This is a genomic window from Flavobacterium sp. (genome assembly GCF_025352425.1).
In the GTDB taxonomy this organism is placed as follows: Bacteria; Bacteroidota; Bacteroidia; order Flavobacteriales; family Flavobacteriaceae; genus Flavobacterium.
Map to the genome: position 1 here is coordinate 56932 of NZ_JANXTI010000026.1, position 22622 is coordinate 79553.

At 37.2% G+C, this 22622-nt stretch carries 22 protein-coding genes and 1 tRNA gene; 8 read left to right on the plus strand and 15 right to left on the minus strand.

Translation table 11 applies throughout. From position 1 onward, the window contains the following. Nucleotides 1–10: 10 nt before the first annotated feature. The 9 genes from Q0Q99_RS03165 to Q0Q99_RS03205 all read right to left on the minus strand — a co-directional run bounded on the left by Q0Q99_RS03165 (nt 11) and on the right by Q0Q99_RS03205 (nt 11206). A complete protein-coding gene (locus tag Q0Q99_RS03165; protein ID WP_293891321.1) occupies nt 11–460 on the minus strand; it encodes a GNAT family N-acetyltransferase in 450 nt (149 codons plus the stop codon). Between the two features lie 9 nt (nt 461–469). Further along, nucleotides 470–955 (minus strand): RDD family protein, encoded by a 486-nt coding sequence (locus Q0Q99_RS03170; protein ID WP_293891324.1) that lies wholly within the window; start codon nt 953–955, stop codon nt 470–472. Between the two features lie 5 nt (nt 956–960). Continuing rightward, on the minus strand, nt 961–1185 hold the full coding sequence (locus tag Q0Q99_RS03175) for a hypothetical protein (protein ID WP_293891327.1): 225 nt from the start codon (nt 1183–1185) through the stop codon (nt 961–963). A gap of 222 nt (nt 1186–1407) precedes the next feature. Next, nucleotides 1408–3828, minus strand: coding sequence for a ribonucleoside-diphosphate reductase subunit alpha (locus Q0Q99_RS03180; RefSeq protein WP_293891330.1), 2421 nt, complete (start codon nt 3826–3828; stop codon nt 1408–1410). Between the two features lie 205 nt (nt 3829–4033). Continuing rightward, the gene (locus Q0Q99_RS03185) at nt 4034–5011 is read right to left on the minus strand and encodes a ribonucleotide-diphosphate reductase subunit beta (RefSeq protein ID WP_293891333.1); all 978 of its coding nucleotides are present in this window, start codon (nt 5009–5011) and stop codon (nt 4034–4036) included. Between the two features lie 332 nt (nt 5012–5343). Then, on the minus strand, nt 5344–5889 hold the full coding sequence (locus Q0Q99_RS03190) for a hypothetical protein (protein ID WP_293891336.1): 546 nt from the start codon (nt 5887–5889) through the stop codon (nt 5344–5346). Nucleotides 5890–5953: 64 nt separating this feature from the next. Continuing rightward, nucleotides 5954–9349, minus strand: coding sequence for a hypothetical protein (locus tag Q0Q99_RS03195; RefSeq protein ID WP_293891339.1), 3396 nt, complete (start codon nt 9347–9349; stop codon nt 5954–5956). A 41-nt stretch (nt 9350–9390) separates the two neighbouring features. Beyond that, complete coding sequence (locus Q0Q99_RS03200) at nt 9391–10644, minus strand: aspartate kinase (RefSeq protein WP_293891342.1); 1254 nt, start codon at nt 10642–10644, stop codon at nt 9391–9393. Nucleotides 10645–10732: 88 nt separating this feature from the next. Continuing rightward, nucleotides 10733–11206, minus strand: a complete 474-nt coding sequence (locus Q0Q99_RS03205) for a GNAT family N-acetyltransferase (protein ID WP_293891345.1) — start codon at nt 11204–11206, stop codon at nt 10733–10735. Between the two features lie 107 nt (nt 11207–11313). On the opposite strand from Q0Q99_RS03205, the gene fbp reads away from it, so the two are divergent. Next, nucleotides 11314–12321 carry a class 1 fructose-bisphosphatase gene (fbp, locus tag Q0Q99_RS03210; protein WP_293891348.1) on the plus strand — a complete coding sequence of 336 codons (1008 nt, stop codon included), beginning with the start codon at nt 11314–11316 and terminating at the stop codon, nt 12319–12321. Between the two features lie 26 nt (nt 12322–12347). Here fbp and Q0Q99_RS03215 read toward each other — a convergent pair whose 3' ends face one another. Next, nucleotides 12348–12803 (minus strand): TerB family tellurite resistance protein, encoded by a 456-nt coding sequence (locus Q0Q99_RS03215; protein WP_293891530.1) that lies wholly within the window; start codon nt 12801–12803, stop codon nt 12348–12350. A 122-nt stretch (nt 12804–12925) separates the two neighbouring features. On the opposite strand from Q0Q99_RS03215, the gene Q0Q99_RS03220 reads away from it, so the two are divergent. From Q0Q99_RS03220 to Q0Q99_RS03230, 3 genes are all read left to right on the plus strand, one after another. Beyond that, nucleotides 12926–13519 (plus strand): HupE/UreJ family protein, encoded by a 594-nt coding sequence (locus Q0Q99_RS03220; RefSeq protein WP_293891351.1) that lies wholly within the window; start codon nt 12926–12928, stop codon nt 13517–13519. Between the two features lie 111 nt (nt 13520–13630). Further along, complete coding sequence (locus Q0Q99_RS03225) at nt 13631–14059, plus strand: dCMP deaminase family protein (RefSeq protein WP_293891354.1); 429 nt, start codon at nt 13631–13633, stop codon at nt 14057–14059. A 1-nt stretch (nt 14060) separates the two neighbouring features. Further along, the gene (locus Q0Q99_RS03230) at nt 14061–15629 is read left to right on the plus strand and encodes a S41 family peptidase (protein WP_293891357.1); all 1569 of its coding nucleotides are present in this window, start codon (nt 14061–14063) and stop codon (nt 15627–15629) included. 1 nt (nt 15630) lies between these two features. Here the strand turns inward: Q0Q99_RS03230 and Q0Q99_RS03235 are convergent, their stop codons facing one another. From Q0Q99_RS03235 to Q0Q99_RS03245, 3 genes are read right to left on the minus strand one after another with little or no spacing between them, the layout of a single operon-like run. Then, nucleotides 15631–16239: an FAD-dependent oxidoreductase gene (locus tag Q0Q99_RS03235; RefSeq protein WP_293891360.1), complete on the minus strand. Its 609-nt coding sequence runs from the start codon at nt 16237–16239 to the stop codon at nt 15631–15633. Nucleotides 16240–16243: 4 nt separating this feature from the next. Further along, entirely contained in the window at nt 16244–16441 is a 198-nt protein-coding gene (locus Q0Q99_RS03240) for a hypothetical protein (protein WP_293891363.1), read from the minus strand. Nucleotides 16442–16479: 38 nt separating this feature from the next. Continuing rightward, nucleotides 16480–17055, minus strand: a complete 576-nt coding sequence (locus Q0Q99_RS03245) for a MarC family protein (RefSeq protein WP_293891366.1) — start codon at nt 17053–17055, stop codon at nt 16480–16482. Between the two features lie 102 nt (nt 17056–17157). Between Q0Q99_RS03245 and Q0Q99_RS03250 the strand changes: the two genes are divergently transcribed. Then, on the plus strand, nt 17158–17730 hold the full coding sequence (locus Q0Q99_RS03250; RefSeq protein WP_293891369.1) for a DUF3109 family protein: 573 nt from the start codon (nt 17158–17160) through the stop codon (nt 17728–17730). A gap of 34 nt (nt 17731–17764) precedes the next feature. Here the strand turns inward: Q0Q99_RS03250 and Q0Q99_RS03255 are convergent. Beyond that, nucleotides 17765–17838 (minus strand) — tRNA-Ala (locus Q0Q99_RS03255). A 123-nt stretch (nt 17839–17961) separates the two neighbouring features. Here Q0Q99_RS03255 and Q0Q99_RS03260 point away from each other — a divergent pair. Then, nucleotides 17962–18414, plus strand: coding sequence for a 6-carboxytetrahydropterin synthase (locus Q0Q99_RS03260; RefSeq protein ID WP_293891372.1), 453 nt, complete (start codon nt 17962–17964; stop codon nt 18412–18414). 12 nt (nt 18415–18426) lie between these two features. Next, nucleotides 18427–19179 carry a UDP-2,3-diacylglucosamine diphosphatase gene (locus Q0Q99_RS03265; RefSeq protein WP_293891375.1) on the plus strand — a complete coding sequence of 251 codons (753 nt, stop codon included), beginning with the start codon at nt 18427–18429 and terminating at the stop codon, nt 19177–19179. On the opposite strand, the gene recJ is transcribed toward Q0Q99_RS03265, so the two are convergent. Then, nucleotides 19180–20868, minus strand: a complete 1689-nt coding sequence (recJ, locus tag Q0Q99_RS03270; protein WP_293891378.1) for a single-stranded-DNA-specific exonuclease RecJ — start codon at nt 20866–20868, stop codon at nt 19180–19182. It abuts the gene before it with no gap. A gap of 130 nt (nt 20869–20998) precedes the next feature. On the opposite strand from recJ, the gene ade reads away from it, so the two are divergent. Then, nucleotides 20999–22621, plus strand: coding sequence for an adenine deaminase (ade, locus tag Q0Q99_RS03275; RefSeq protein ID WP_293891381.1), 1623 nt, complete (start codon nt 20999–21001; stop codon nt 22619–22621). Nucleotide 22622 lies beyond the last annotated feature (1 nt).

The window sequence follows — 22622 nt, forward strand, 5'->3', positions numbered from 1 at the left end:
GAATATAGTGTTATTTTAAATTTTTCTTCATGCAGACACTGCTTTCCACACCAATATATTGTCCATAATTCGGGATGCGCTTATAGCCTGATTTTTTATACAAGGCAATCGCACTTTCAAGGCGGATGGAAGTTTCCAAGATACAGAAATCATAACTTTCGGCTTTCGCCCAATTTTCTAATTCATTTAAAATCGCTACCGCAATACCTTTTCCGCGTTGTTCGGTTAACACAAACATCCGTTTGATTTCGGCAACCTTAGGTTCATATTCTTTAAACGCACCACAACCGAGAGCCTTTTCGTTTTCATAATACACGATAACATGTTCTAGATAAATTTGGTTGTATTGTGCAAAAAAATCCTTTTCATCACCATCAATATCGACGAGATATTCATCAAAAAGCCGGGTAAGATTTTTAAAGTCCGGATTGTCTGAAGTGGTTTTTTGAATTGAAATCATGACTTAATTTTATAAGGAATAAAATTGTTTCTTTTTTTCCTCTAACAATATCTTATTAACCACATAGGTTTTTGAAATGCTATCGTGCCAACCACGACAAGGCATTCCCAAAAAAGAAAATATCTCAAACGGAATCAACCTGCATAATGTGCGCACCAAAATCTGTTCATGATTTGGCTTTTCTCCGTTCTCATCCACCACTATAGTTTGGGTTATAAATTTGCCGACTGTCCTGGCAAAGAAGATTTCAAAAACATTGTAATAAAACAAAGCTATGCAGGTAACAAAAGTGTATTGTGCAATATCGTTTTTTACAAAATTACCCATGAAATCCTTATTTCCATTAGACTCGGCTATCACGGCAGCAATGCTGAATGCGATAATAAATAGGAACAATTGCGCAATATAATCCATCAGTAAGTTAAGAAAACGCTGGCTATGCGATGCCAAGATTTCGGCTGTTACAATGAACTTTTTTTGGTTTTTTTCTTCCATAATGGCTATTCCTTTTGGTTTGCCAAAAAGAAATTTCGCGATTTTTTTGGGTATTGATTATAGCTTTTATCGCTCGGATTGGCAATCACGGTTTTGATATTGATTTCGTCTCCAAGTTTGAAACCAGCTTCGGTATATTTATAATCCAAAAGATATTCGCCGCAAAAATAATTGCCGTCGTTATCTTTTTCAATGATTCCTGTGTAGACTCCTTTTTTTTCTTTTGACATGGTATTTGTTTTTTTAGCCCCGATTACCTCACAAGGCTTATATTTTAAATTCGTGTTCGGTCAGTTCGCTTCGCTCGTGTGTAGTGGCATCCTTTAACCTCTCAGGTTTTTAAAACCTGAGAGGTTAAAGATATAGCTAAAAGCGGGATTAGCTTCTAAAAATCGAAACAGCCATCAATGACAGCTGTTTCTTTATTCTATTTTCTTTATTCTATTTTCTAATTACGACCCACACATTTCACAATCATCCGGACCGGCATTTCTCGCCTGCTCCACCATTGCTTTGAAATCTTCGGCAGTCATTTCGCCCGTTTCATTTGGCGCTACAACTTCTACTGCTACCGGTTCGGCAACTTGTGCTGTTGGTTCTGCTTTTTTGTCGTTGTTTAATGTGAACTTGATAGCGTCAACGGCTGACTTGGTTCTCAAATAGTACATCCCGGTTTTCAATCCACTTTGCCAGGCGTAGAAATGCATTGATGTTAATTTCGCGTAGTTGGCATCCTGCATAAACAAGTTCAGCGATTGGGACTGGTCAATGAAATATCCTCTGTGACGCGACATATCGATAATGTCTTTCATCGACATTTCCCAAACGGTTTTGTACAATTCTTTCAAGTCTTGTGGAATATCCAAATCCTGAACAGAACCATTGTTACGCATCAATTGTTGTTTCAATTCTTCAGTCCAAAGTCCTTGTTTTACTAAGTCTTCCAGCAAATGTTTGTTCACTACAATGAATTCTCCTGATAATACACGACGTGTGTAAATGTTAGAAGTATAGGGCTCAAATGCTTCGTTGTTACCCAAAATTTGCGAAGTTGAAGCGGTTGGCATTGGCGCAACCAACAAGGAGTTTCTCACACCGTGTTCCATCACTTCTTTTCTTAGCGCTACCCAATCCCAACGACCGGAAAGTTCTTCGTCTTTGATGTTCCAAAGATTGTGCTGGAATTCTCCGTTTGCAATTGGCGAACCTTTGAAGGTAGAATATGGTCCTTCCGTTTTTGCTTCTTCCATAGATGCTGTAACAGCAGCAAAATATAAGGTTTCAAAAATTTCCTGATTTAGCTTTTTAGCTTCATCACTGGTGAAAGGCATCCTCAACAAGATAAAAGCATCAGCTAAGCCTTGTACACCCAATCCAACCGGACGGTGACGCATGTTTGAGTTTTCCGCTTCCGGTACCGGATAGTAATTTCTGTCGATTACACGGTTTAGGTTTCGGGTTACACGTTTGGTAACGTTGTATAATAACTGGTGGTTGAATTCTCCGTTTTCCACAAACATTGGCAGCGAAATTGAGGCAAGGTTACATACAGCAACTTCGTCAGGAGCAGTATACTCCATGATTTCGGTACAAAGGTTTGACGAACGGATGGTTCCCAAATTCTTTTGGTTAGATTTTCTGTTTGCTGCATCCTTATACAACATGTATGGCGTTCCTGTTTCGATTTGAGATTCGAGGATTTTCTCCCAAAGCTCGCGCGCTTTTATTGTTTTTCTTCCTTTTCCTTTTTCTTCGTAGGAAGTATATAATGCTTCAAATTCTTCTCCGTAAACATCGCACAATCCCGGACATTCATTTGGACACATTAACGTCCAGGTTGTATCTTCCTGCACACGTTTCATGAATAAATCGGAGGTCCACATTGCGAAGAATAAATCCCTTGCGCGCATTTCCTCTTTTCCGGTATTCTTTTTCAAATCCAAAAATTCGAAAATATCAGCATGCCATGTTTCCAGATAAATAGCAAAACTTCCTTTACGTTTTCCGCCACCTTGGTCTACGTAACGTGCGGTGTCATTAAAAACTCGCAACATCGGAACGATTCCGTTTGAGGTTCCGTTGGTGCCTCGAATATAGGAACCTGTTGCACGAACGTTGTGGATTGACAATCCAATTCCACCAGCCGATTGCGAGATTTTAGCGGTTTGTTTTAGCGTATCGTAAATTCCGTCAATACTGTCGTCCTTCATTGTCAAAAGGAAACATGAAGACATTTGTGGTTTTGGTGTTCCGGCGTTAAACAAGGTTGGCGTGGCATGCGTAAAGAACTTTTTCGACATCAAATCGTAGGTTTCGATTACAGATTCCATATCGTTTAAGTGAATTCCAACAGCAACACGCATCAACATGTGTTGCGGACGCTCAACTATTTTACCGTTGATTTTTAACAAATACGAACGTTCTAAGGTTTTGAAACCAAAGTAATCGTAGTTGAAATCACGGTTGTAAATGATATGTGAATTTAAATATTCGGCGTTTGTCTGAATAGCGTCATGCACTTCTTCAGACAATAATGGTGCTTTTTGATTGGTTCTCGGATTTACATAAAAGTACATTTCCTTCATGGTTTCCGAGAAGGATTTATTGGTGTTTTTATGCAAGTTTGAAATCGCAATACGCGCTGCTAATTGTGCATAATCCGGATGTGCAATTGTCATTGAAGCGGCAGTTTCTGCTGCTAAATTGTCAAGTTCTGAAGTAGTTACGCCATCATATAATCCTTCTATTACACGCATGGTTACTTTTACAGCGTCGACCAAATCGTTCAATCCGTAACATAATTTTTTAATTCTGTCCGTGATTTTGTCGAACATTACCGGCTCTTTGTGTCCGTCTCTTTTAACTACATACATAAGCTTGTTGGTTTTTTAAAAACAGAAAATCCCTTCGCTGTTTTTGGTTATTTGTAATTGGTTTTGTTTTGTACTAATTTCAAGTTCAGTTTCTTTTTTAGGAGCATATTCCCGCTTTTCATTACAATCTTTTACTTCGCTACGCTTCGCAAAAGGATTTTCATTTCAATCGGGGCTAGGGTTTACCCGTCAAAGGCTATATGTTTTAGAAATCAGCGTCGAAACTGATTTTCCCTGATTCTGAATCGGTGTTCATTTCACCTGCTTTTTGGTATTCGGCTACACGTTTTTCGAAGAAATTGGTTTTTCCCTGAAGCGAAATCATGTCCATAAAATCAAAAGGATTCGTCGAGTTATACACTCTTTTGCATCCCAATTCAACCAGTAATCTATCCGCCACAAATTCTAAATATTGCGTCATTAGATTGGCGTTCATTCCTATTAAACTTGCCGGAAGTGATTCGGTAATAAACTCCCGTTCGATGTCTAAAGCATCAGTAATGATTTCTGTAATTCTGGTTTTTGAAACTTTATTAACCAAGTGATGGTTGTGCAAATGCACGGCAAAATCGCAGTGTACGCCTTCATCACGCGAAATCAATTCGTTTGAAAAAGTCAAGCCCGGCATTAAGCCACGTTTCTTTAACCAGTAAATGGAGCAAAATGCGCCTGAGAAAAAGATTCCTTCAACAGCTGCAAAAGCAATAAGCCTTTCGGCGAACGAGTCAGAACTGATCCATTTTAACGCCCAATCAGCTTTTTTCTTAATCGCCGGAAATACTTCCAATGCGTTGAAAAGCTGGGCTTTTTCGGCTTCGTCTTTTACATACGTATCAATCAAAAGCGAATAAGTTTCGCTGTGGATGTTTTCCATCATGATTTGAAAACCATAGAAAAACTTGGCTTCAGGATATTGTACTTCGTTTACAAAATTCTCAGCCAGATTTTCATTTACAATTCCGTCAGAAGCAGCAAAAAAAGCTAAAATATGCTTGATGAAATATTTCTCATCACTATTTAACTTGTTGTTCCAATCGGACAAATCCTGATGCAGGTCGATTTCCTCTGCCGTCCAAAAGCTTGCCTCCATTTTTTTGTACCAATCCCAGATATCGTGATGTTTTATCGGGAAAATCACGAAGCGGTTTTTGTTTTCTTGTAAGATTGGTTCGATGTTGGCCATTTTGAATTTATATTATGTGATTTTTTCTAATTGTGTATGTTACAAAGATTGACAAATGAAACGTAAAAAGAAAGTCAAACTTATTCACAATAGGCTTTAGTTTTTAACATTTAAACAAAATAATGTTAATAGTGCAGTTATTTTATTTAACTGATATACAGTAAATTAAAAAATCTAAAATCCTTAAAATGCCCACAGGCAAAGAGAATGGTGAATTTTCTTATAACTAAATTTTAACATTTCGTCGCCGCTGAAAAAAAGATTTATTGACGCAAAAAAAAGAGCGGTTTTCCAGTAGAAAACCGCTCTTAGAAAAGTGCTTACATTATTTCTTATTTATCATCCGAAATATAGGTTTTATTACCGTTAGAGTTGATATAATATCTTCCTCCTCTTGGCCCAGTGTACACTTTTTTTCCGTTATAGTTTCCGGTAACTTTATCCGGAGTTCTTGGTGCTTTCTCGGTAGAAACTCTTTCTCTTATTACTTTCTTTGTTTTTGCTTCTGCTTTATTTGCAGCAGCCTTTGCTTTCCCTTCAGCCGATTTTTTTTGACCCATTGCGGAAGCGTTATTTTCTTTCGCTTTGTAACGTTTGTCTACCGTTCCATCTTTCTTAAGCTTCACCGAACCCTTTGCCGGCTCTTTAAAACGTTTGTCAGGGGAACCGTCTTTTTTTGTTTTGGGTGCTTTTTCTTTAACTTCTTTCTTAGCTTTTACTTCTTCTTTTTTTGCTTTGGCTTTTGTTTCCTTAGCTTTCTTTTTTTTATCAGCTTTAGCTTTTTCGGTTTTAGCTTTAGCTTTTTTTTCTGTTGCTGTTTGAGCAAAAAATGTATTTGAGAAAACAAATACCATGCATAATAAAATTAGTTTCTTCATGACTTTCAAAATTTTTAAATGAAATTAAAATTAATAATTTTTTCAACACAAAAAAAAATTATGGTTAAAAATATGCCCTCAATTGTATATTTCCTGTGTGAATAGTTTGACTGGTTTCTGTTTTCCTGCCTTGATAGTTAATATTAATGTCTAAAAACTGTGTTAGGTTTTTTTGAACTAACAATCGCCAAGTCATGTTTTTCCCTGGCTGCAATCCTTCCAGCATTTGAAATGCCACAGCGGATTGCCCATCGCCTTCAAATTTATTTTGGTACAAAGAAAATTCTCCATTTATTGTAACCTTCTTTTCGCTGGCATAAGAGAACGAAGTTCCAAATCGGTTTTGCACTAATTTTTCGGAGTTTCCAATCTGATTCTCTTTTTTTTCAAATTCATAAAAAACATCCCAGCTTGCATTTTTATTGAACAAATAGGAGATTTTTGGATTAACTTTATAACTGTCAACTTCGTAATTCTTGCTGCTGTAATTTTGAGAAATCAAATCGGTTTGCGAAGTTTCAGTGCTTAAAGAAAAAAGCCATGTTTTTTTGAGCAGATGAATGTATTGCAACTGAAAAGTACTGTTTTTACTTTCCTGAGAACCTACAGAAAGTAACGTTTTAATCCGGTTTTGTATATAAGTCCCTGTAATTGAATGCTTCTGTTTTCCCCGATTGAAAAACAAACTATTCCTCAAACTTGTATTCAGTCCAAGCAGATTATTATCCGAAGTTGAAAATGGATTCAAATCGAAATTATTGCCGTTTCTTTTAATTTTTCTTTCAATTAAAAAGGAGGATTGGTTGTAGAAATGAGATAAGAACTTTCGGAATCCTGTCGAATTTTGCCATTGAATCCAATTTAAAGTCAGCGCTTGCGAGAATTTATTCTGATGCGTTTTTACAAAGATTTGATTGGGTAAAAACACCCTGACATATTTGGCCTGATCAGGAAAAGCGGCCACTTCAAATTCTTCTAATTCCTGAATTCCGTTATTATTGTAGTCAATCCAGGTATAAACGCCTTGTCCTGGCTCGACTTCAAGATACGTAAATTCCTGTTGCGCAATCGTCCCCGATGTAGTTTCATAAGCCGTCGTGACGAGCATCAACTGGTTAAAATATTTGTCGTTATACAACAATCTCGAATTCAAGGAAGGCTCATTTTTTCTTGCAGTATCAACATATTTCAGGTTTCTGTAATTGACAAACAAAGACAAATCACTTTTCTTGGTTTGCAATAATTTTGATTTCAAATAATACGATTGCGAAGTGTTAACCTTTTGCAGGAAGCCGTTTTGCAAACTGTCATTCCGGCGCTGAAAATAACCCAATTCTACAAAAACTTTAGTGCTGTCGCCGCGACCAACAAAAGCGCCATATTCAGTATACCGCTGACTTAAAGAAGACAATTGCTGTGTTGAAACGAGTCTTTCTTTGTTATTTTCCAATCGCAAACTACTTCCAATCCAATTCTTTTTAAAGTTATAACGAACTTGTGATTGGTTTCGGAAAAAGGTTGAATTGGAATAGGTCCCGTCACTTTTTAAATAGCTTGTATTCTGAAGAATGTCCCAATTTTTGAGTTTAAAAAATCCGTTGATGATATGGCGGTTTCCCGAAAAACTTTTGGAAAAATCCAACTTTTCAAACTGATAAGTTAACTTTCCTTTTTCGGGCAAAATGAAATCCAAACCGTTAATCAATAAACTCTGATTGCCTGCAAACGTAGTCAAGTTCCAATCTCGGTTGAACTCAATATTGAACAAACGCTCGATAGTTTTGAAATTTTCCTGCACATATTGGTAATTTCCAAAAGCATTAATTTGCCATTTTTTGGAAAATAATCGTTGCTTGAAATTCAGTTTTCCTGCAACTCCTTTATTATTATTGTCATCAATAGCAGAAAATAAATTCAAGTCTTTATTACTGACGCCAACTTCAAAATCAATCGAAGTTTTTTCACTTGGATTGTATTTCCCTAAAACGGTCGCAATCTGTATTTTTGTTGGTGCCACCAATCGGATTATTGGCTCATAATTTCCTTGCGGAATACCTGCAATTGGTTCAACATATTGGTAAATTTTGCCTATCGCTGATGAATTTGTTAAAATATAATTTCCAAGATTGTTGCCAACCAAAGTAAACTTTACATTATACAATACATCCGTAGAATTATTCGAATATTCAAAAGCTTGACCACCAATAACGGTAATTTTTTTATACAAAATTTTATTTTCCGAATACGAGTCTAAATACGCTGACGGCGCATTCATCAAATTAATATTATCTCCGGCATTACTCAAAATAGCAACTTGTTCGGCAGTTAAATTTTGCTGCAAAGGTTGGTTTTTTACATCACTTTCAGAATACAAATAACCACCCAAACTCCATATTTTTGCTTCGTGATTAACGCCTCCGTAAGTCACAAAACGAGTATAATTTCTATCCGAATATTGATATTCGATAACGATTCGCATTTCGGAAGTTATTGGAAACAGCGACGTAAACGTGATTTCTCCGGCATTATAATCGATAACATAATCGTTGTTTTCGCCTCGCTTACGCAAGATTCCATTAACATAAACCCGCTCCGAACCCGAAATTACCAGCACATATAATTCACCGTTGTTACCACGTAACTTGTATGGCCCTTGATTTCCTTCCTGACCGGTAAAAGAACTTTTGGCATATTGACCGCGAACTAAAGCTGCCGAAACGAAAACATCGGTTTTGTTTTCTTCGCTTCCAAAAGTGAAATGGGTAGAAAGTCCCTGCACTTTTTTGGTGAAATTCAGGAATCGCGATTGCCTGTTTTCAAGGAATAAATCTCCGGCGCGAACGTTCCATTTATCAGTGAATAATTCGATGAAAATTTGGTCAAATTCATCCAGTTTCTGGGAATATCCATTGTCCTGAAGCGGAATATTCGAATCCTGAATTGAAGCGCGAAGCGAGACTTTATCCGAAATTTTGCCCGTGATTTGTAAATCAAGATTGGAAGTTACAGATGCGTTTTGATTGTTCCCAATCGTGACGCCACGAGTAATACTTCCCGAAGTATTTAATCCGTCAAACGGCACAAACTTCTTGACAGAACGATTGACTTTGTACAAACCTCCATCATTGGCGACAACCCTGTCCTGATCATAAATGCTGTAGGTTTTAGTTAACTGCTCGGGATATTTGAAGTAACGAACCGTAAGGCTATCTTGTGAAGTGAAGTTGTTTTTAAAAACCAGCTTGCCTTTTTTGAAATCAATTTTGTAAAAACTGCTGTCAATTTCCTTTCCTTCTGAAGTTTGTAATTTGAAGAAACTTGGACTGATACTTACTTTTTCAATTTCAATAGTATCGTTTGAAACAGCAACTTTTTTACTGTTATATAAGGTCTTAATTTCCTGAGCCGAAAGCTTGGAAAAGCTAGTGAAGACCAACAATAAAAAAAGTTTTTTCAGCATTACCTATTATAAACGTAAAAAAGCTGTTTTGAGTATAAAATTTACTCTTTCGTCACAATCTGCATTGTTTCTCTTGAGATTTGTTTAACCAAAACAAATTTGTCTTTTTCCACTACTGTGGCGGCTTTTTCATCAAAGTGGCGAATAGTATAAAGCGAGACATTTTCGTTGTACGAGATTTTGAATTTTTTGGAAAGGAAATTCTTTACCTCTTCAAAATTTCCAAATTTATCTTCAAGGCATACCGAAAAACTAATAGCTGAATTCTGAATTAAGCTTGTTTTGATTTTGTATTGGTGCAGCAAAGCAAAGATTTCGCTAATATTTTCTTCCATGATAAAAGAGAAATCGATAGACGATAATGAAAGCAGTAATTGGTGTTTTTTCACTATAAAACAAGGTGTTTTTGGCTCTAAGTCCTGACCTTTAGAAACGCTTGTTCCCGGCAACAACGGATTAATAAATGACTTTACAAATAACGGAATTTCTTTTTTTTGTAATGGCTGCAAGGTTTTTGGATGAATTACCGAAGCCCCGTAAAAAGCCAACTCAATGGCTTCGCGATAGGATATCTGGTTTAGCAAAACGGCATTTTCAAAATAGCGGGGATCCGCATTCAAAACTCCCGGAACATCTTTCCAAATCGTCACGCTTTCGGCATTTAGGCAATACGCAAAAATTGCTGCGGTATAGTCAGAACCTTCTCGCCCAAGCGTTGTGGTAAAATTATTTTCATCCGAACCTAGAAATCCCTGCGTGATGTTGAGTGCTTTCTTTTTAATTCCTTTTGAAATGAATTGCTGTGTTTTTTCCCAGTTGACTTCGGCATCGCGGTAAGTAGCATCCGTCTTAATAAAATTCCTAACGTCAATCCAGTTGTTTTTCAAACCAGCATGATTAAAATAATGACTTACAATAGTCGTGGAAACAATTTCTCCATAACTTACAATCTGATCATAAACAAAATTATAATTCGGCGATTTATTGCTTCGTAAAAAATATTCCAAATCGGCAAAATGACTATTTACTGCATAAAAAACGTCGTGTGCTTCGTCATCAAATAAATCCAATAAAATTTGATTGTGGTATTTGCGGACATCCTGCAAAGACGAATGTAGTTCGTTTGATTTATCAAAATAATTCCTGATTACAATTTCCAATGCATTCGTGGTTTTTCCCATGGCGGAAATGACCAAAAGCGTGTCTTCATGACCCACCTTTTGCAATACACTAAACACATTTTTTATTCCATCGGCATCTTTTACAGAAGCGCCACCAAATTTGAATATTCTCATTTTACTAATTTTAGAAGAAAGAAGAAAGAGCCAAGAAGAAAGACGTTTGTTCTTGCAGCAAACCAGTCTTGTTTCTTGCTTCTTGTTTCTATTTTTTACTTAAAAATTCATTGATTCCGTTTTCGTCCATTTGTGCCACACGCCAATCCACCAAAATTCTTGCGCCTGATTTGATATAGAAATCTATGGCAGGCGTATTCCAATCCAAAACATTCCATTCAACGCGGCGTACTTTGTCCAATTGGCCTTGCTCAATAATTTTAGAATACAAGGCAAATCCCAAACCTGAACCGCGCATTTTTTCCTTGACAATTAAATCTTCCAAATGAATGGTTTTCCCTTTCCACGTTGAATAGCGATAATAATACAAAGCCATACCAACAATCTCTTCGTTCACCTCTGCGACAAAAGTATAAAACAAAGGATGATCACCAAATCCATCCCGCTCCAAATTGGAAACAGTTACCACAACAGCATCAGGTTCTTTTTCGAAAGTGGCCAATTCCTGAATCAAATCAAGAACTGATTTCATGTCTTTTTTTTCGCCTTTTCGGATGTTCATTTGGGTCAAATTTGAAACAAAAATACAATTATTAATTTCTTCCCGAAATAGATTTTTTCTCGACCAAATTTATCGATATTTGCACGAATAACTACAACGATTTCGTAATGGAAGAACGCAACAGCACCTTAGGTGAATTTATCATTGAAAACCAAAAGGCACATCAGTATTCATCGGGAGAATTATCTAAAATCATCAACTCGATTAGACTTGCGGCCAAAGTCGTTAACTACAAAGTAAACAAAGCGGGTTTGGTTGACATCGTTGGTGCTGCAGGAGAACAAAACATTCAAGGCGAAGACCAGCAAAAACTCGATGTTTATGCCAATGAGATTTTTATTCATACACTCATCAATCGTGAAATTGTATGTGGCATTGCATCAGAAGAAAACGATGATTTCATTACCGTAAAAGGATTAGATCACGGACATAATAACAAATATGTTGTATTGATGGATCCTTTGGATGGTTCCTCCAACATTGACGTAAATGTTTCTGTGGGATCTATTTTTTCGGTTTATAAAAGAATTACTCCCGTGGGAACTCCGGTTACCCTGGAAGATTTTTTACAACCGGGAACCGAACAAGTAGCGGCAGGTTATGTAATTTATGGCACCTCAACGATGCTTGTTTATACTACCGGTCATGGCGTGAATGGTTTTACTTTAAATCCTGCAATTGGAACTTTTTATTTATCACATCCAAATATGCAATTCTCGAAAGACGGAAACATTTATTCCATCAACGAAGGAAACTATGTGCACTTTCCCCAAGGCGTAAAAGATTATTTGAAATATTGCCAAACGGAAGAAGGCGACAGACCTTACACCTCGCGTTATATTGGGAGTTTGGTTTCAGATATTCACAGAAATATGATTAAAGGCGGAATTTATATTTATCCTACGAGCTCTAAAGCACCAAAAGGAAAATTGCGCTTATTATATGAATGTAATCCAATGGCGTTCATAGTGGAACAAGCCGGTGGAAAGGCTTCGGACGGTTTTGGACGAATTATGGAAATACAACCTACAGAATTACATCAACGAGTGCCATTCTTCTGCGGAAGTTTCAACATGGTTGAAAAGGCTGAATCCTTTATGGCAAAATACAGTTAAAAAATTCCGATTAAATCGGGACTTTTTTATTTATTCATGTGGGTCATTTCGTAAGTGAAAGTATCCAAATCTACGTGGAGAAGTAGTAATGACATTGCCTTATCAACAATGAAAGATACATTTCCTGGTGTAAATCCAAGTGCCAAAGCAAACTTGGTCAGAATTTCTTTTTGTTTTGGACCAAGAATGTGATCAACATAAACCATCCTTGACAAATCATACAAACGCTCCAAACGCTGTGTATGCAAATAAGGCGGATTGATTGGATATTTTGCAGGGTTTTCCAAAATTTCTTCATATTCGGCTGCCGATATTTCTAAACGGGCCGCGAGTTTGTCCAGGAATTCTTTTTCTTCTTTACTTAAATCGCCATCGGCAACCGCTACACGTACCATTGCTGAAAAATGGCTTTTATTTCTACTTTTAAATTCGCTATCAAATAAATCTGAAAATGACATATTGTTGGTTTTATTGCTGCAAATATAATTGAAATAAACCTTTTGTGAAAACGGAAATCAAAAATGTTTTTAGTTGATTTTCGTTTCAAAATAGTAATGTAAAACAAAATAAATTGTAAGTTTACGTTCCAAAACTAACTAATGCTATGTCAGATTTCTGGATTTACTTCACAATCGGATTAAAACATTTGTGGAATATTTATGCCTATATTGATATTCTTTTTCTTTTGGCATTGACTGTTCCTTATGAATTCAAATCATGGAAGAAAATCTTGATTCTTGTTTCATTATTTACTGTGGGACATACTTTGGCGCTAATCCTTTCTGTTTTTAATGTGATAACCATTAAAGCTAACATTGTTGCCTTTATCATTCCGATAGTAATTTTCATTATTGCCTTATACAATATCATTACTGCTGGAAAGTCAGGTAAAAAAGAGAGCATAACTTTTATTGCCATAGTCACTTCACTATTCGGAATCATTCACGGTTTAGGTTTCTCCAATTATTTCAGCAGTATACTTCCCGGCAAACCAACTGATAAATTACTTCCGCTTTTTGAATCGGCTCTTGGCTTAAGTATATCCCAAATTGCCGTGGTTATTTTAGCCTTGTTGCTCGCTTATATTGTTCAAACTTTACTAAAATTCTCTAAGCGTGACTGGATTCTAATTGTTTCTGCTTTAATTGTCGGTGTTGTATTACCGTTAATTATCCAAAGTGAAATTTGGGTTAAATAATTGTTTAGAAGCGACAGGTTTGGGTATATTTGCTTTCCATTTTCCTGCTGTTCGTCACGCACGGCGTTTCCTTCCATCAGGGCTAGATGAAAAACTTTTTGATTATCAGTAATGAAAGAAAAAAAACAACTTAAATACGATATTGCTTACTTAAGGATTGCTGCCGAATGGAGCAAACTTTCCTATTGCCAACGCAAACAGGTTGGTGCCATAATTGTCAGGGATAGAATGATTATTTCCGATGGTTACAACGGAACCCCATCAGGTTTTGAAAACAACTGCGAAGATGAAGAAGGACTAACAAAATGGTATGTGCTTCATGCCGAGGCTAATGCTATTTCAAAAGTCGCGCGATCAACACAAACTTGTGAAAATGCCACTTTATACATTACGCTTTCACCCTGTAAGGAATGCAGCAAGTTAATTCATCAATCAGGAATTACACGGGTCGTGTTTCAAAATGGATATCACGACAAAACAGGGTTGGAATTTTTAGAAAAAGCGGGCGTTATTGTCAATCAGATTCAAGATTTAGAGTAGAATGAAATCAAAGGGCAACTATTTACCAATGTTATTATTTGCATGCGTCGCCATGGGAATTATCATTGGTGGAATGATTAATTTTCCCAAGCGAACCCTATCTAAACAAAATGCCCGAAAAGTCAAAATTGAACGCCTGATTGATTTTATAAACGAAGAATATGTTGATGACGTCAATTCCGATTCCATTGTTGACATGACGGTAAACAGTATTCTGGCAAACCTCGATCCACATTCAGTTTATCTTCCACCAAACGAACAATCTTCGGAAGCCGAAATCATGAAAGGTGATTTCGTCGGTATTGGTGTTAATTTTTATATGTATAATGATACGGTTACTGTGGTAAAGCCATTGGAAAATGGTCCAGCTGCAAAGGCAGGGATTATTTCGGGAGACAGAATTTTATATGCCGGGAAAACCAAACTTTTTGGCCGAAAGTTACCTACGGACAGCTTATACAACAAACTAAAAGGCGAAGAAGGTTCAAAAGTCCTGCTGACTGTTTTCAGAAAAAGCACGAACAAAAAACTCAAAATTATTGTTGCACGCGAAGTCGTTCCGATAAAAAGCGTCGATGCCTGTGTGATGCTCAATAAAACTTCCGGGTATATCAAAATAAATCGTTTTGCAGAAAATACATATGACGAATTCAGAACCGGATTAGCCCAATTGAAAAATCATGGAATGACCACTTTAATAATTGATCTTCGCGACAATGGTGGTGGCTATCTTGAAAGAGCTGTCGCAATTGCCGATGAATTCCTGAAGGATAAAGAGCTTATTGTTTTTACCAAAAACCGAAAAGGAACCTTAGATAAAACGTACGCTACCAAAGAAGGCATTTTTGAAAACGGTAAAGTATTTGTTTTAATTGATGAAAATTCCGCTTCAGCAAGTGAAATTCTGGCTGGCGCGATTCAGGATAATGACAGAGGAACTATTGTCGGTCGGCGTTCTTTTGGTAAAGGATTGGTTCAACGCGAAATGGATTTTGATGACGGTTCGGCCGTTCGGTTAACTATTTCCAGATATTTCACACCAAGCGGACGCTCTATTCAAAAACCTTATACAAAAGGCGAAGGCGAAAAATACAGTCACGATGCTGAAACTCGTTTTGCAAGCGGTGAACTCTATGAAAAAGACAAAATGAAAATAGCCGATTCTCTGAAATTTAAAACCAAGAAAGGCCGAACTGTTTATGGCGGTGGCGGAATTGTTCCTGATATTTTTGTACCGCTTGAAGTAAAAAAAGGCGAAGAAAATTTGGCTTACATTCTAAATTCCGGAGTTGTGGGACATTTTGTTTTTGAGCAATTAGACAAAAATCGAAGCTCATTCAAAGGATTGAAATTTGAACAGTTTTTAACCAAAATGCAAAATGATGACCGCTATGTCCCAAAATTGCAAAGCTATCTGAAAGACATTGGGTTGGAAATGAAGTTGGAGGATAATAAAAAACTGGTAAAAAAAAATATCACGGCTGAATTTGCCCGACAATTATTTGGTGAAAAACAGTATTACAATATCATATTAAAGGACGATACAATGCTGAAAGCGATATTGAAATAAACTATTTTTTTATTGAATCATGGCTTTGTGAAGGAATTCCATTATTCCAAAAAGTCAGAATATCGGTAGCAACAGCTGCTCCACTTCCCGCCGCTATAGCTAATTGACTGCGCCAACCGGCAAGTGTTCCCACTACATAAATGCCATCGGCCACTTTGTGGTCTTCATTTTTCAGTTGAATGCGTTGTTTTTCGGCTATTGCTTTTTTGTGTGGTTCCACAAACTTCATTAAACCTTCGATGTCAAAGGTGTTAGAATAACCAATCGCAACGACAATGATTTTAGTTTGATACGAATTCTTATTGGTTGTAACCGTGAAATTCTGAAATTCGCCAGTAACTTTCAACACTTTTTCTCCTTCAATTTGAGTTACATGAGGATATAATTGTTTCAAATGCTCAGTACTTTCGGTCAATAATTCGGCACCCAATTTGCCGGAAGGAACTCCATAAGCATTGTAAAATATTGCTTCCTGAAGCGAAGATGTTTTTTGATGTGTGATAATTCCAATTTTTTTATCCTGTACAAAAGGTTTTTTATAAGCTGAACCCAAGACCAAAGCACATGACATGCCTGAAACGCCACCGCCAATTATCAAAACATCAAACATAAATTTAGTGTTTAAGTTTTTCTTCGATTCTTTTAGACATTCTAAAAATCACAAGGATAAAAACGGCACAAAAAGAGGCCACAATTCCAATCAAAGCAATCATGCTGTTACCTTCAAATGGTTTTTTAAAATCAAGAAGGAAAACATTTACTATTATCAACGCAATAGCAATAAAAAGGAGGATGCTGGTGAAAATTTTCATGAAGTACATTTAGAGAACAAAAATACTAAAATTTGATGTTATGCAAATAGCCCTTTAACATTAGCAGCAAATAATTTAACAGCTATTGCTAAAAGTACCACACCAAAAACTTTTCTGATGATGCTCAAACCATTTTCACCCAGTAGTTTTTCGATTTTGCCCGAGGATTTCAACACCAGATATACCAAAATAATATTCAAAAGTATGGCCACTATTATATTTATGGATTGAAATTCAGCGCGCAGCGAAAGTAAGGTAGTCATTGTTCCGGCACCAGCAACCAAAGGAAACGCAATAGGAACTATGGAAGCAGAAGTCGCTTTTTCATCTTTATACAAATGAATTCCAAGTATCATTTCTAAGGCCAGAAAAAACAACACAAATGATCCGGCAACGGCAAAGGAATTCGCGTCAATTCCGATCAACTTCAGGATTTCCTCCCCAACAAAAAGGAACGAAATCATAATTGCGGCCGATGCTAAAGATGCTTTTCCCGACTGGATTGGTCCAAATTTAGTTTTCAAACCAATAATTACAGGAATGCTGCCTACGATATCAATCACAGCAAAAAGCACCATTGTGGCTGTGGCTATTTCTCTAAAATCAATATTCATAAATTTCTTTTTTCAAAAGTACTAAATTCCAAAATGGAAATCCAAAATCCCAATATCAAAATGGTTACTTTTACAATCGAAATAGAATCCTAAAATTCATCCATGTTCCAATTAGGCAAAACCATCGTTTCTGAAGACATACTTGAAAAAGATTTTGTTTGTAATCTTGCTGCTTGTCATGGTGCTTGTTGTGTAGATGGTGATGCAGGCGCACCTTTGACTAAAGAAGAAACCCAAATTCTGGAACAAATATATCCGAAAGTAAAACCGTTCCTCCGTAAGGAAGGCATCGCAGTTATCGAAAGATTGGGAACTTGGGTTGTAGGAACCGATCAAGATTTGGAAACGCCACTTATTGACAATAAAGATTGCGCCTACGTAATTTTTGACGGTAAAACGGCACTTTGCGGTATTGAGCAAGCATACAATCAGGGAATTATTAATTGGAAAAAACCCGTTTCATGCCATTTGTATCCGATTCGCGTAAAGGATTTTACCGAATTCGCAGCCGTTAATTATGACCGTTGGGATATTTGCAATCCGGCGTGTTCATTAGGAAAAGAGCTGGAAGTTCCTGTATATAAATTTGTAAAAGAAGCTTTGATTAGACGATTTGGCGAAGATTGGTATGCCGAACTTGAAAAAGTAGCGGAAGATTTGAAAGGCGGTAAATAAAAAAAACCGAAGTAATAAAACTTCGGTCTTCTTGTGGAGAATATCGGATTCGAACCGACCACCTCTTGCCTGCCAGGCAAGCGCTCTAGCCAAATGAGCTAATCCCCCATAATGTTCGACAAATATATATTTTATAGAAACAAATAGCAATTCAAAACTTATCTTTTTAATAATTATTATAAATTTACTTCAACTAAAAAAGTAATTAACTTTGCATCAAATTCAAAAAGCATGAGTAACATAAGGATTACCAAACAATTTTCTTTCGAAACGGGGCATGCACTCTACGGCTATGATGGTAAATGCAAGAATGTGCACGGGCATAGTTATAAGTTGTCGGTTACAGTTATAGGACAGCCTATTTCGGATACTTCCAATGTGAAATTTGGGATGGTAATTGACTTTTCTGATTTGAAAAAAATTGTTAAGGAAGAAATCGTTGATGCTTTTGACCATGCTACGGTTTTCAATAAAAATACGCCACATGTTGAATTGGCAGCGGAATTAAAAAGTCGTGGGCATCATGTGATTTTGGTGAATTACCAACCTACGAGTGAAAACATGGTAACCGACTTTGCGCAAAAAATAAAAGATCGTTTGCCGACAGATATCAAATTACATTCGCTAAAATTGCAGGAAACCGAAACGTCTTTTGCCGAATGGTATTCCTCCGATAACGAATAACCTCAACTATTGATGACTATTTCTCCCAACAAAAAAATATATTTTGCATCCGACCAACACTTTGGCGCTCCCACTCCGGAAGCCAGTTTCCCGCGTGAGCAAAAGTTTGTCGCCTGGCTTGACGAAGTAAAAAAAGACGCTGAGTGCATTTTTCTTCTGGGTGATTTGTTTGATTTTTGGTTTGAATATAAAACCGTTGTACCTAAAGGGTTCGTAAGGGTTTTAGGGAAACTGGCTGAAATCCGCGACAATGGAATTCCAATCTATTTCTTTGTTGGCAACCACGATTTATGGATGGGCGATTATTTTCAAAAAGAGCTGAATATTCCGGTTTATCACGATAATCGGGAATATGAATTCAACGGAAAAACATTTTTGATTGGTCATGGTGATGGAAAAGGCCCGGGCGATAAAGGCTACAAACGAATGAAAAAAGTATTTACGAATCCGTTTTCAAAATGGTTATATCGCTGGCTGCATCCGGATTTAGGTGTCAAACTTGCGCAATATCTTTCGGTAAAAAACAAGTTGATTTCGGGCGATTCCGATGTAAAATTCCTTGGGGAAGAAAACGAATGGCTGGTGCAATATGCCAAACGCAAACTCGAAACAAAGCATTACAGCTACCTTATTTTTGGCCACCGACATTTACCAATGGTGCTAACAGTTGGTGAAAACTCACAATACATCAATCTCGGCGATTGGATTGGCTATTTTACCTATGGTGTTTTCGATGGAGAGAACTTTGAGTTGAAGGAGTATTAACTATCTCAAATCCTTCAACCTTAACTGTACCGTTACATTTCCGTTGAACTCGTTTTCATCGATACAATAAACTGCCTCAAACGGTTTTTGGTTTTTAACCAATTCTAATTTATTACCCAATCCAAACCCAATTGCGCCAAAACCTGCTGAGTTTTGTTGCTTGACAAATAGTTTCAAATGCTCTTCGTTTTGTCCTAGCAGTTTGGCATAACCAGTATCTTTTAGGTTTTTTGTTAAAAAAGTTGGCGTCATGTTTTCGGGGCCAAAAGGCTCAAACTGGTTTAGTAATCGCACCAATCTTTCATTGATATCTTCAAGATTGATTTCCGCATCAATGGATATTTCCGGAGTTAACAAATCGGGATGTATGCTATCGGAAACTACTTTTTCGAAGGCGTTTTTAAAGTTCAGATAATTTTCTTCTTTCATTGTCATTCCCGCTGCATACATATGTCCGCCAAATTGTTCAAGATGTTCCGCACTCGCTTCCAAAGCATTATAAATATCAAAATCCTTCACAGAACGCGCCGAAGCGGCTAGCTTGTCACCACTTTTAGTAAAGACAATGGTCGGGCGATAATAGGTTTCTATCAGGCGTGACGCAACAATTCCAATGACGCCTTTGTGCCAATTTTCGTGATAAACAACTGTTGTAAATTTATCCGCTTCCTGGTTAATTTCTATTTGGTCTAACGCTTCTATCGTAATCTGTTTGTCCAAATCCTTTCGGTCGGAGTTATGCTGTTCTATTTCGGACGCAAACTGTTCGGCTTGGTCCAAATCATATTCTGTCAATAAGGAAACAGCCGCGTTCCCATGTTTTATTCTTCCCGCAGCATTTATCCTGGGCGCGATAATGAAAACGACATCGGTAATCGTCAACGTTTTTTTCTTTACGTTTTGGATTAATGCTTTGATTCCCGGACGTGGATTCCTATTGATAACCTCCAATCCAAACTTGGCTAAGATTCGATTTTCTCCCGTCATCGGAACAATATCCGCTGCAATTGCTGTTGCTACCAAATCAAGATAAATCAGCAAAGCGTCAATAGTCTGATTTCTGTTTTCTGCTAAAGCCTGAATCAATTTGAATCCAATTCCGCAACCACACAATTCATCATAAGGATATGAACAATCTTCACGTTTTGGGTCGAGAACCGCCACCGCATTTGGTAATTCGTCACCTGGACGATGGTGGTCACAAATGATGAAATCAATATTCCTTTCATTCGCGTAAGCGATATGGTCAATGGATTTTATGCCACAATCCAATGCAATAATTAAAGAAATCCCGTTGTCATCGGCATAGTCAATTCCTTTATACGAAATTCCATAACCTTCGTCATAACGGTCGGGAATGTAGGTCGCAACATTTGGATAATAACTTTTCAGGTAAGATGAAACCAACGAAACTGCCGTTGTTCCATCAACATCATAATCGCCAAAAACCATAATGTTTTCACCATTTGCAATGGCTGTTTCAATCCGGGCAACCGCTTTATCCATATCTTTCATCAAATACGGATTGTGCAAATCGTCCAAACTCGGACGGAAAAACTGCCTCGCCTGCGCAAACGTTTCAATGCCACGCTGTACCAAAAGCGTCGCAATCAACTCATCCACTTTTAGTTGGTTTGCTAAGTCGGTTACTTTTTTGGAATCAGGTTTTGGTTTGAGTGTCCAGCGCATGATTTAATTACGAATGATTGTAAACAAAAATACGTGAAACACTTTAAAAAATAAGGTAGTTTTTGTGTACAATTTATAAATAAAAACCAAAATAATATTTGCTACTTTTGACGAGTAAAAGAAATTCGAAATGCAAATTCAAGGTCAGATTGTAGACATTCTCAACCGCAAGATATATTCGGGAGAAATTACTGTTGGAAATGGTAAAATCACATCAATAACGGAAGTAGCACACACCGTCAAAAACTATATTCTTCCCGGTTTTATTGATTCCCATATCCACATCGAAAGCTCGATGCTCGTGCCTTCAGAATTTGCTAAAATAGCAGTACTTCACGGAACAGTTGGCACCATTTCGGACCCGCATGAAATTGCGAATGTTCTCGGAAAAGACGGCGTTCATTATATGATCGAAAATGGTAAAAAAGTGCCCTTAAAGTTTCATTTTGGAGCGCCATCATGCGTTCCTGCAACTTTTTTTGAAACTGCAGGCGCTGTTATTGATTCGGAACAGATAAAAGAATTAATGGCATCACCAGATATTTATTATTTATCCGAAATGATGAATTATCCAGGTGTTTTGTTTGACGATGAAGAGGTTTTGAAAAAAATCGCCTGGGCAAAACATTATAACAAACCGATCGATGGCCATGCACCGGGATTGCGCGGAGCGCCTATCGAAAAATATATTGCTGCCGGAATTTCCACTGACCATGAATGCTTTACTTATGATGAAGCAGCTGAGAAATTATCTCTCGGTATGAAAGTGCTTATCCGCGAAGGAAGTGCTGCGAAAAACTTCGAAGCTTTGATTGATTTACTTCCCGAGAATTTTGAAAATATGATGTTTTGTTCCGATGATAAACATCCGGACGATTTGATTGTGGGGCACATAAATTTACTTTGTGCACGGGCGGTTGCCAAAGGTTTTGATTTGTTTAAAATACTTCAGATGGCGTGCATCAATCCGGTGAAACATTACAAAATGAACGTTGGTCTGTTGCAGGAAAATGATGCTGCCGATTTTATTGTTGTTGAAGATTTGACCAATTTCAAAGTTTTGAAAACGTACATTGATGGCGACCTCGTCGCCGAGAACGGACAATCACTTGTAAAATATGTCGACTTTGAAAAACCCAACAATTTCAATACGTCAAAAAAAGAAATAAAGGGTTTCGAAATCAGCAGTTCGACTTCAAAAATCAGGGTTATTGAAGCCTTGGAAGGACAATTAATCACCAATGAAATTCACCATAAACCAAGAATAATAAACGGAAAAATTGTTTCTGACACTGAAAACGACATTCTGAAAATGGCCGTTGTTAATCGCTACCAAAATGCGCCGCCAGCTATAGCATTTATCAAAAACTTTGGCTTGAAAAAAGGTGCCATTGCGAGTTCGGTAGCCCACGATTGCCACAATATTGTTGCTGTTGGAACTTCTGATGAAGAAATTTGCAAAGCAGTCAACATATTGATTGAAAATAATGGCGGTATTTGTGCGGTAAATGGAATCGAAATTAAATCCTTAGCGCTTCCTGTCGCTGGAATCATGAGCGACAAAGATGGTTGGGAAACCGGAAAATTATATCAGGAAATCGATGCCATGTCAAAAGAATTAGGCAGTAATCTAAAAGCTCCTTTTATGACACTTTCCTTTATGGCATTATTGGTAATCCCGGATTTGAAACTTTCAGACAAAGGCTTGTTTAGCGGGAATTCGTTCTCGTTTGTGGACTTAGAAGTTAAATAAA

Bases quoted from the DNA above. Each gene is read 5' to 3' on its own strand.
- Q0Q99_RS03195 (WP_293891339.1), bottom strand. From the start codon at position 9,349: ATGCTGAAAAAACTTTTTTTATTGTTGGTCTTCACTAGCTTTTCCAAG.
- Q0Q99_RS03260 (WP_293891372.1), top strand. From the start codon at position 17,962: ATGAGTAACATAAGGATTACCAAACAATTTTCTTTCGAAACGGGGCAT.
- fbp (WP_293891348.1), top strand. From the start codon at position 11,314: ATGGAAGAACGCAACAGCACCTTAGGTGAATTTATCATTGAAAACCAA.
- Q0Q99_RS03170 (WP_293891324.1), bottom strand. From the start codon at position 955: ATGGAAGAAAAAAACCAAAAAAAGTTCATTGTAACAGCCGAAATCTTG.
- Q0Q99_RS03185 (WP_293891333.1), bottom strand. From the start codon at position 5,011: ATGGCCAACATCGAACCAATCTTACAAGAAAACAAAAACCGCTTCGTG.
- Q0Q99_RS03230 (WP_293891357.1), top strand. From the start codon at position 14,061: ATGAAATCAAAGGGCAACTATTTACCAATGTTATTATTTGCATGCGTC.
- Q0Q99_RS03250 (WP_293891369.1), top strand. From the start codon at position 17,158: ATGTTCCAATTAGGCAAAACCATCGTTTCTGAAGACATACTTGAAAAA.
- recJ (WP_293891378.1), bottom strand. From the start codon at position 20,868: ATGCGCTGGACACTCAAACCAAAACCTGATTCCAAAAAAGTAACCGAC.
- Q0Q99_RS03235 (WP_293891360.1), bottom strand. From the start codon at position 16,239: ATGTTTGATGTTTTGATAATTGGCGGTGGCGTTTCAGGCATGTCATGT.
- Q0Q99_RS03225 (WP_293891354.1), top strand. From the start codon at position 13,631: ATGAAAGAAAAAAAACAACTTAAATACGATATTGCTTACTTAAGGATT.
- Q0Q99_RS03205 (WP_293891345.1), bottom strand. From the start codon at position 11,206: ATGAACATCCGAAAAGGCGAAAAAAAAGACATGAAATCAGTTCTTGAT.
- Q0Q99_RS03190 (WP_293891336.1), bottom strand. From the start codon at position 5,889: ATGAAGAAACTAATTTTATTATGCATGGTATTTGTTTTCTCAAATACA.
- Q0Q99_RS03265 (WP_293891375.1), top strand. From the start codon at position 18,427: ATGACTATTTCTCCCAACAAAAAAATATATTTTGCATCCGACCAACAC.
- Q0Q99_RS03200 (WP_293891342.1), bottom strand. From the start codon at position 10,644: ATGAGAATATTCAAATTTGGTGGCGCTTCTGTAAAAGATGCCGATGGA.
- Q0Q99_RS03245 (WP_293891366.1), bottom strand. From the start codon at position 17,055: ATGAATATTGATTTTAGAGAAATAGCCACAGCCACAATGGTGCTTTTT.
- Q0Q99_RS03240 (WP_293891363.1), bottom strand. From the start codon at position 16,441: ATGAAAATTTTCACCAGCATCCTCCTTTTTATTGCTATTGCGTTGATA.
- Q0Q99_RS03175 (WP_293891327.1), bottom strand. From the start codon at position 1,185: ATGTCAAAAGAAAAAAAAGGAGTCTACACAGGAATCATTGAAAAAGAT.
- Q0Q99_RS03180 (WP_293891330.1), bottom strand. From the start codon at position 3,828: ATGTATGTAGTTAAAAGAGACGGACACAAAGAGCCGGTAATGTTCGAC.
- ade (WP_293891381.1), top strand. From the start codon at position 20,999: ATGCAAATTCAAGGTCAGATTGTAGACATTCTCAACCGCAAGATATAT.
- Q0Q99_RS03165 (WP_293891321.1), bottom strand. From the start codon at position 460: ATGATTTCAATTCAAAAAACCACTTCAGACAATCCGGACTTTAAAAAT.
- Q0Q99_RS03220 (WP_293891351.1), top strand. From the start codon at position 12,926: ATGTCAGATTTCTGGATTTACTTCACAATCGGATTAAAACATTTGTGG.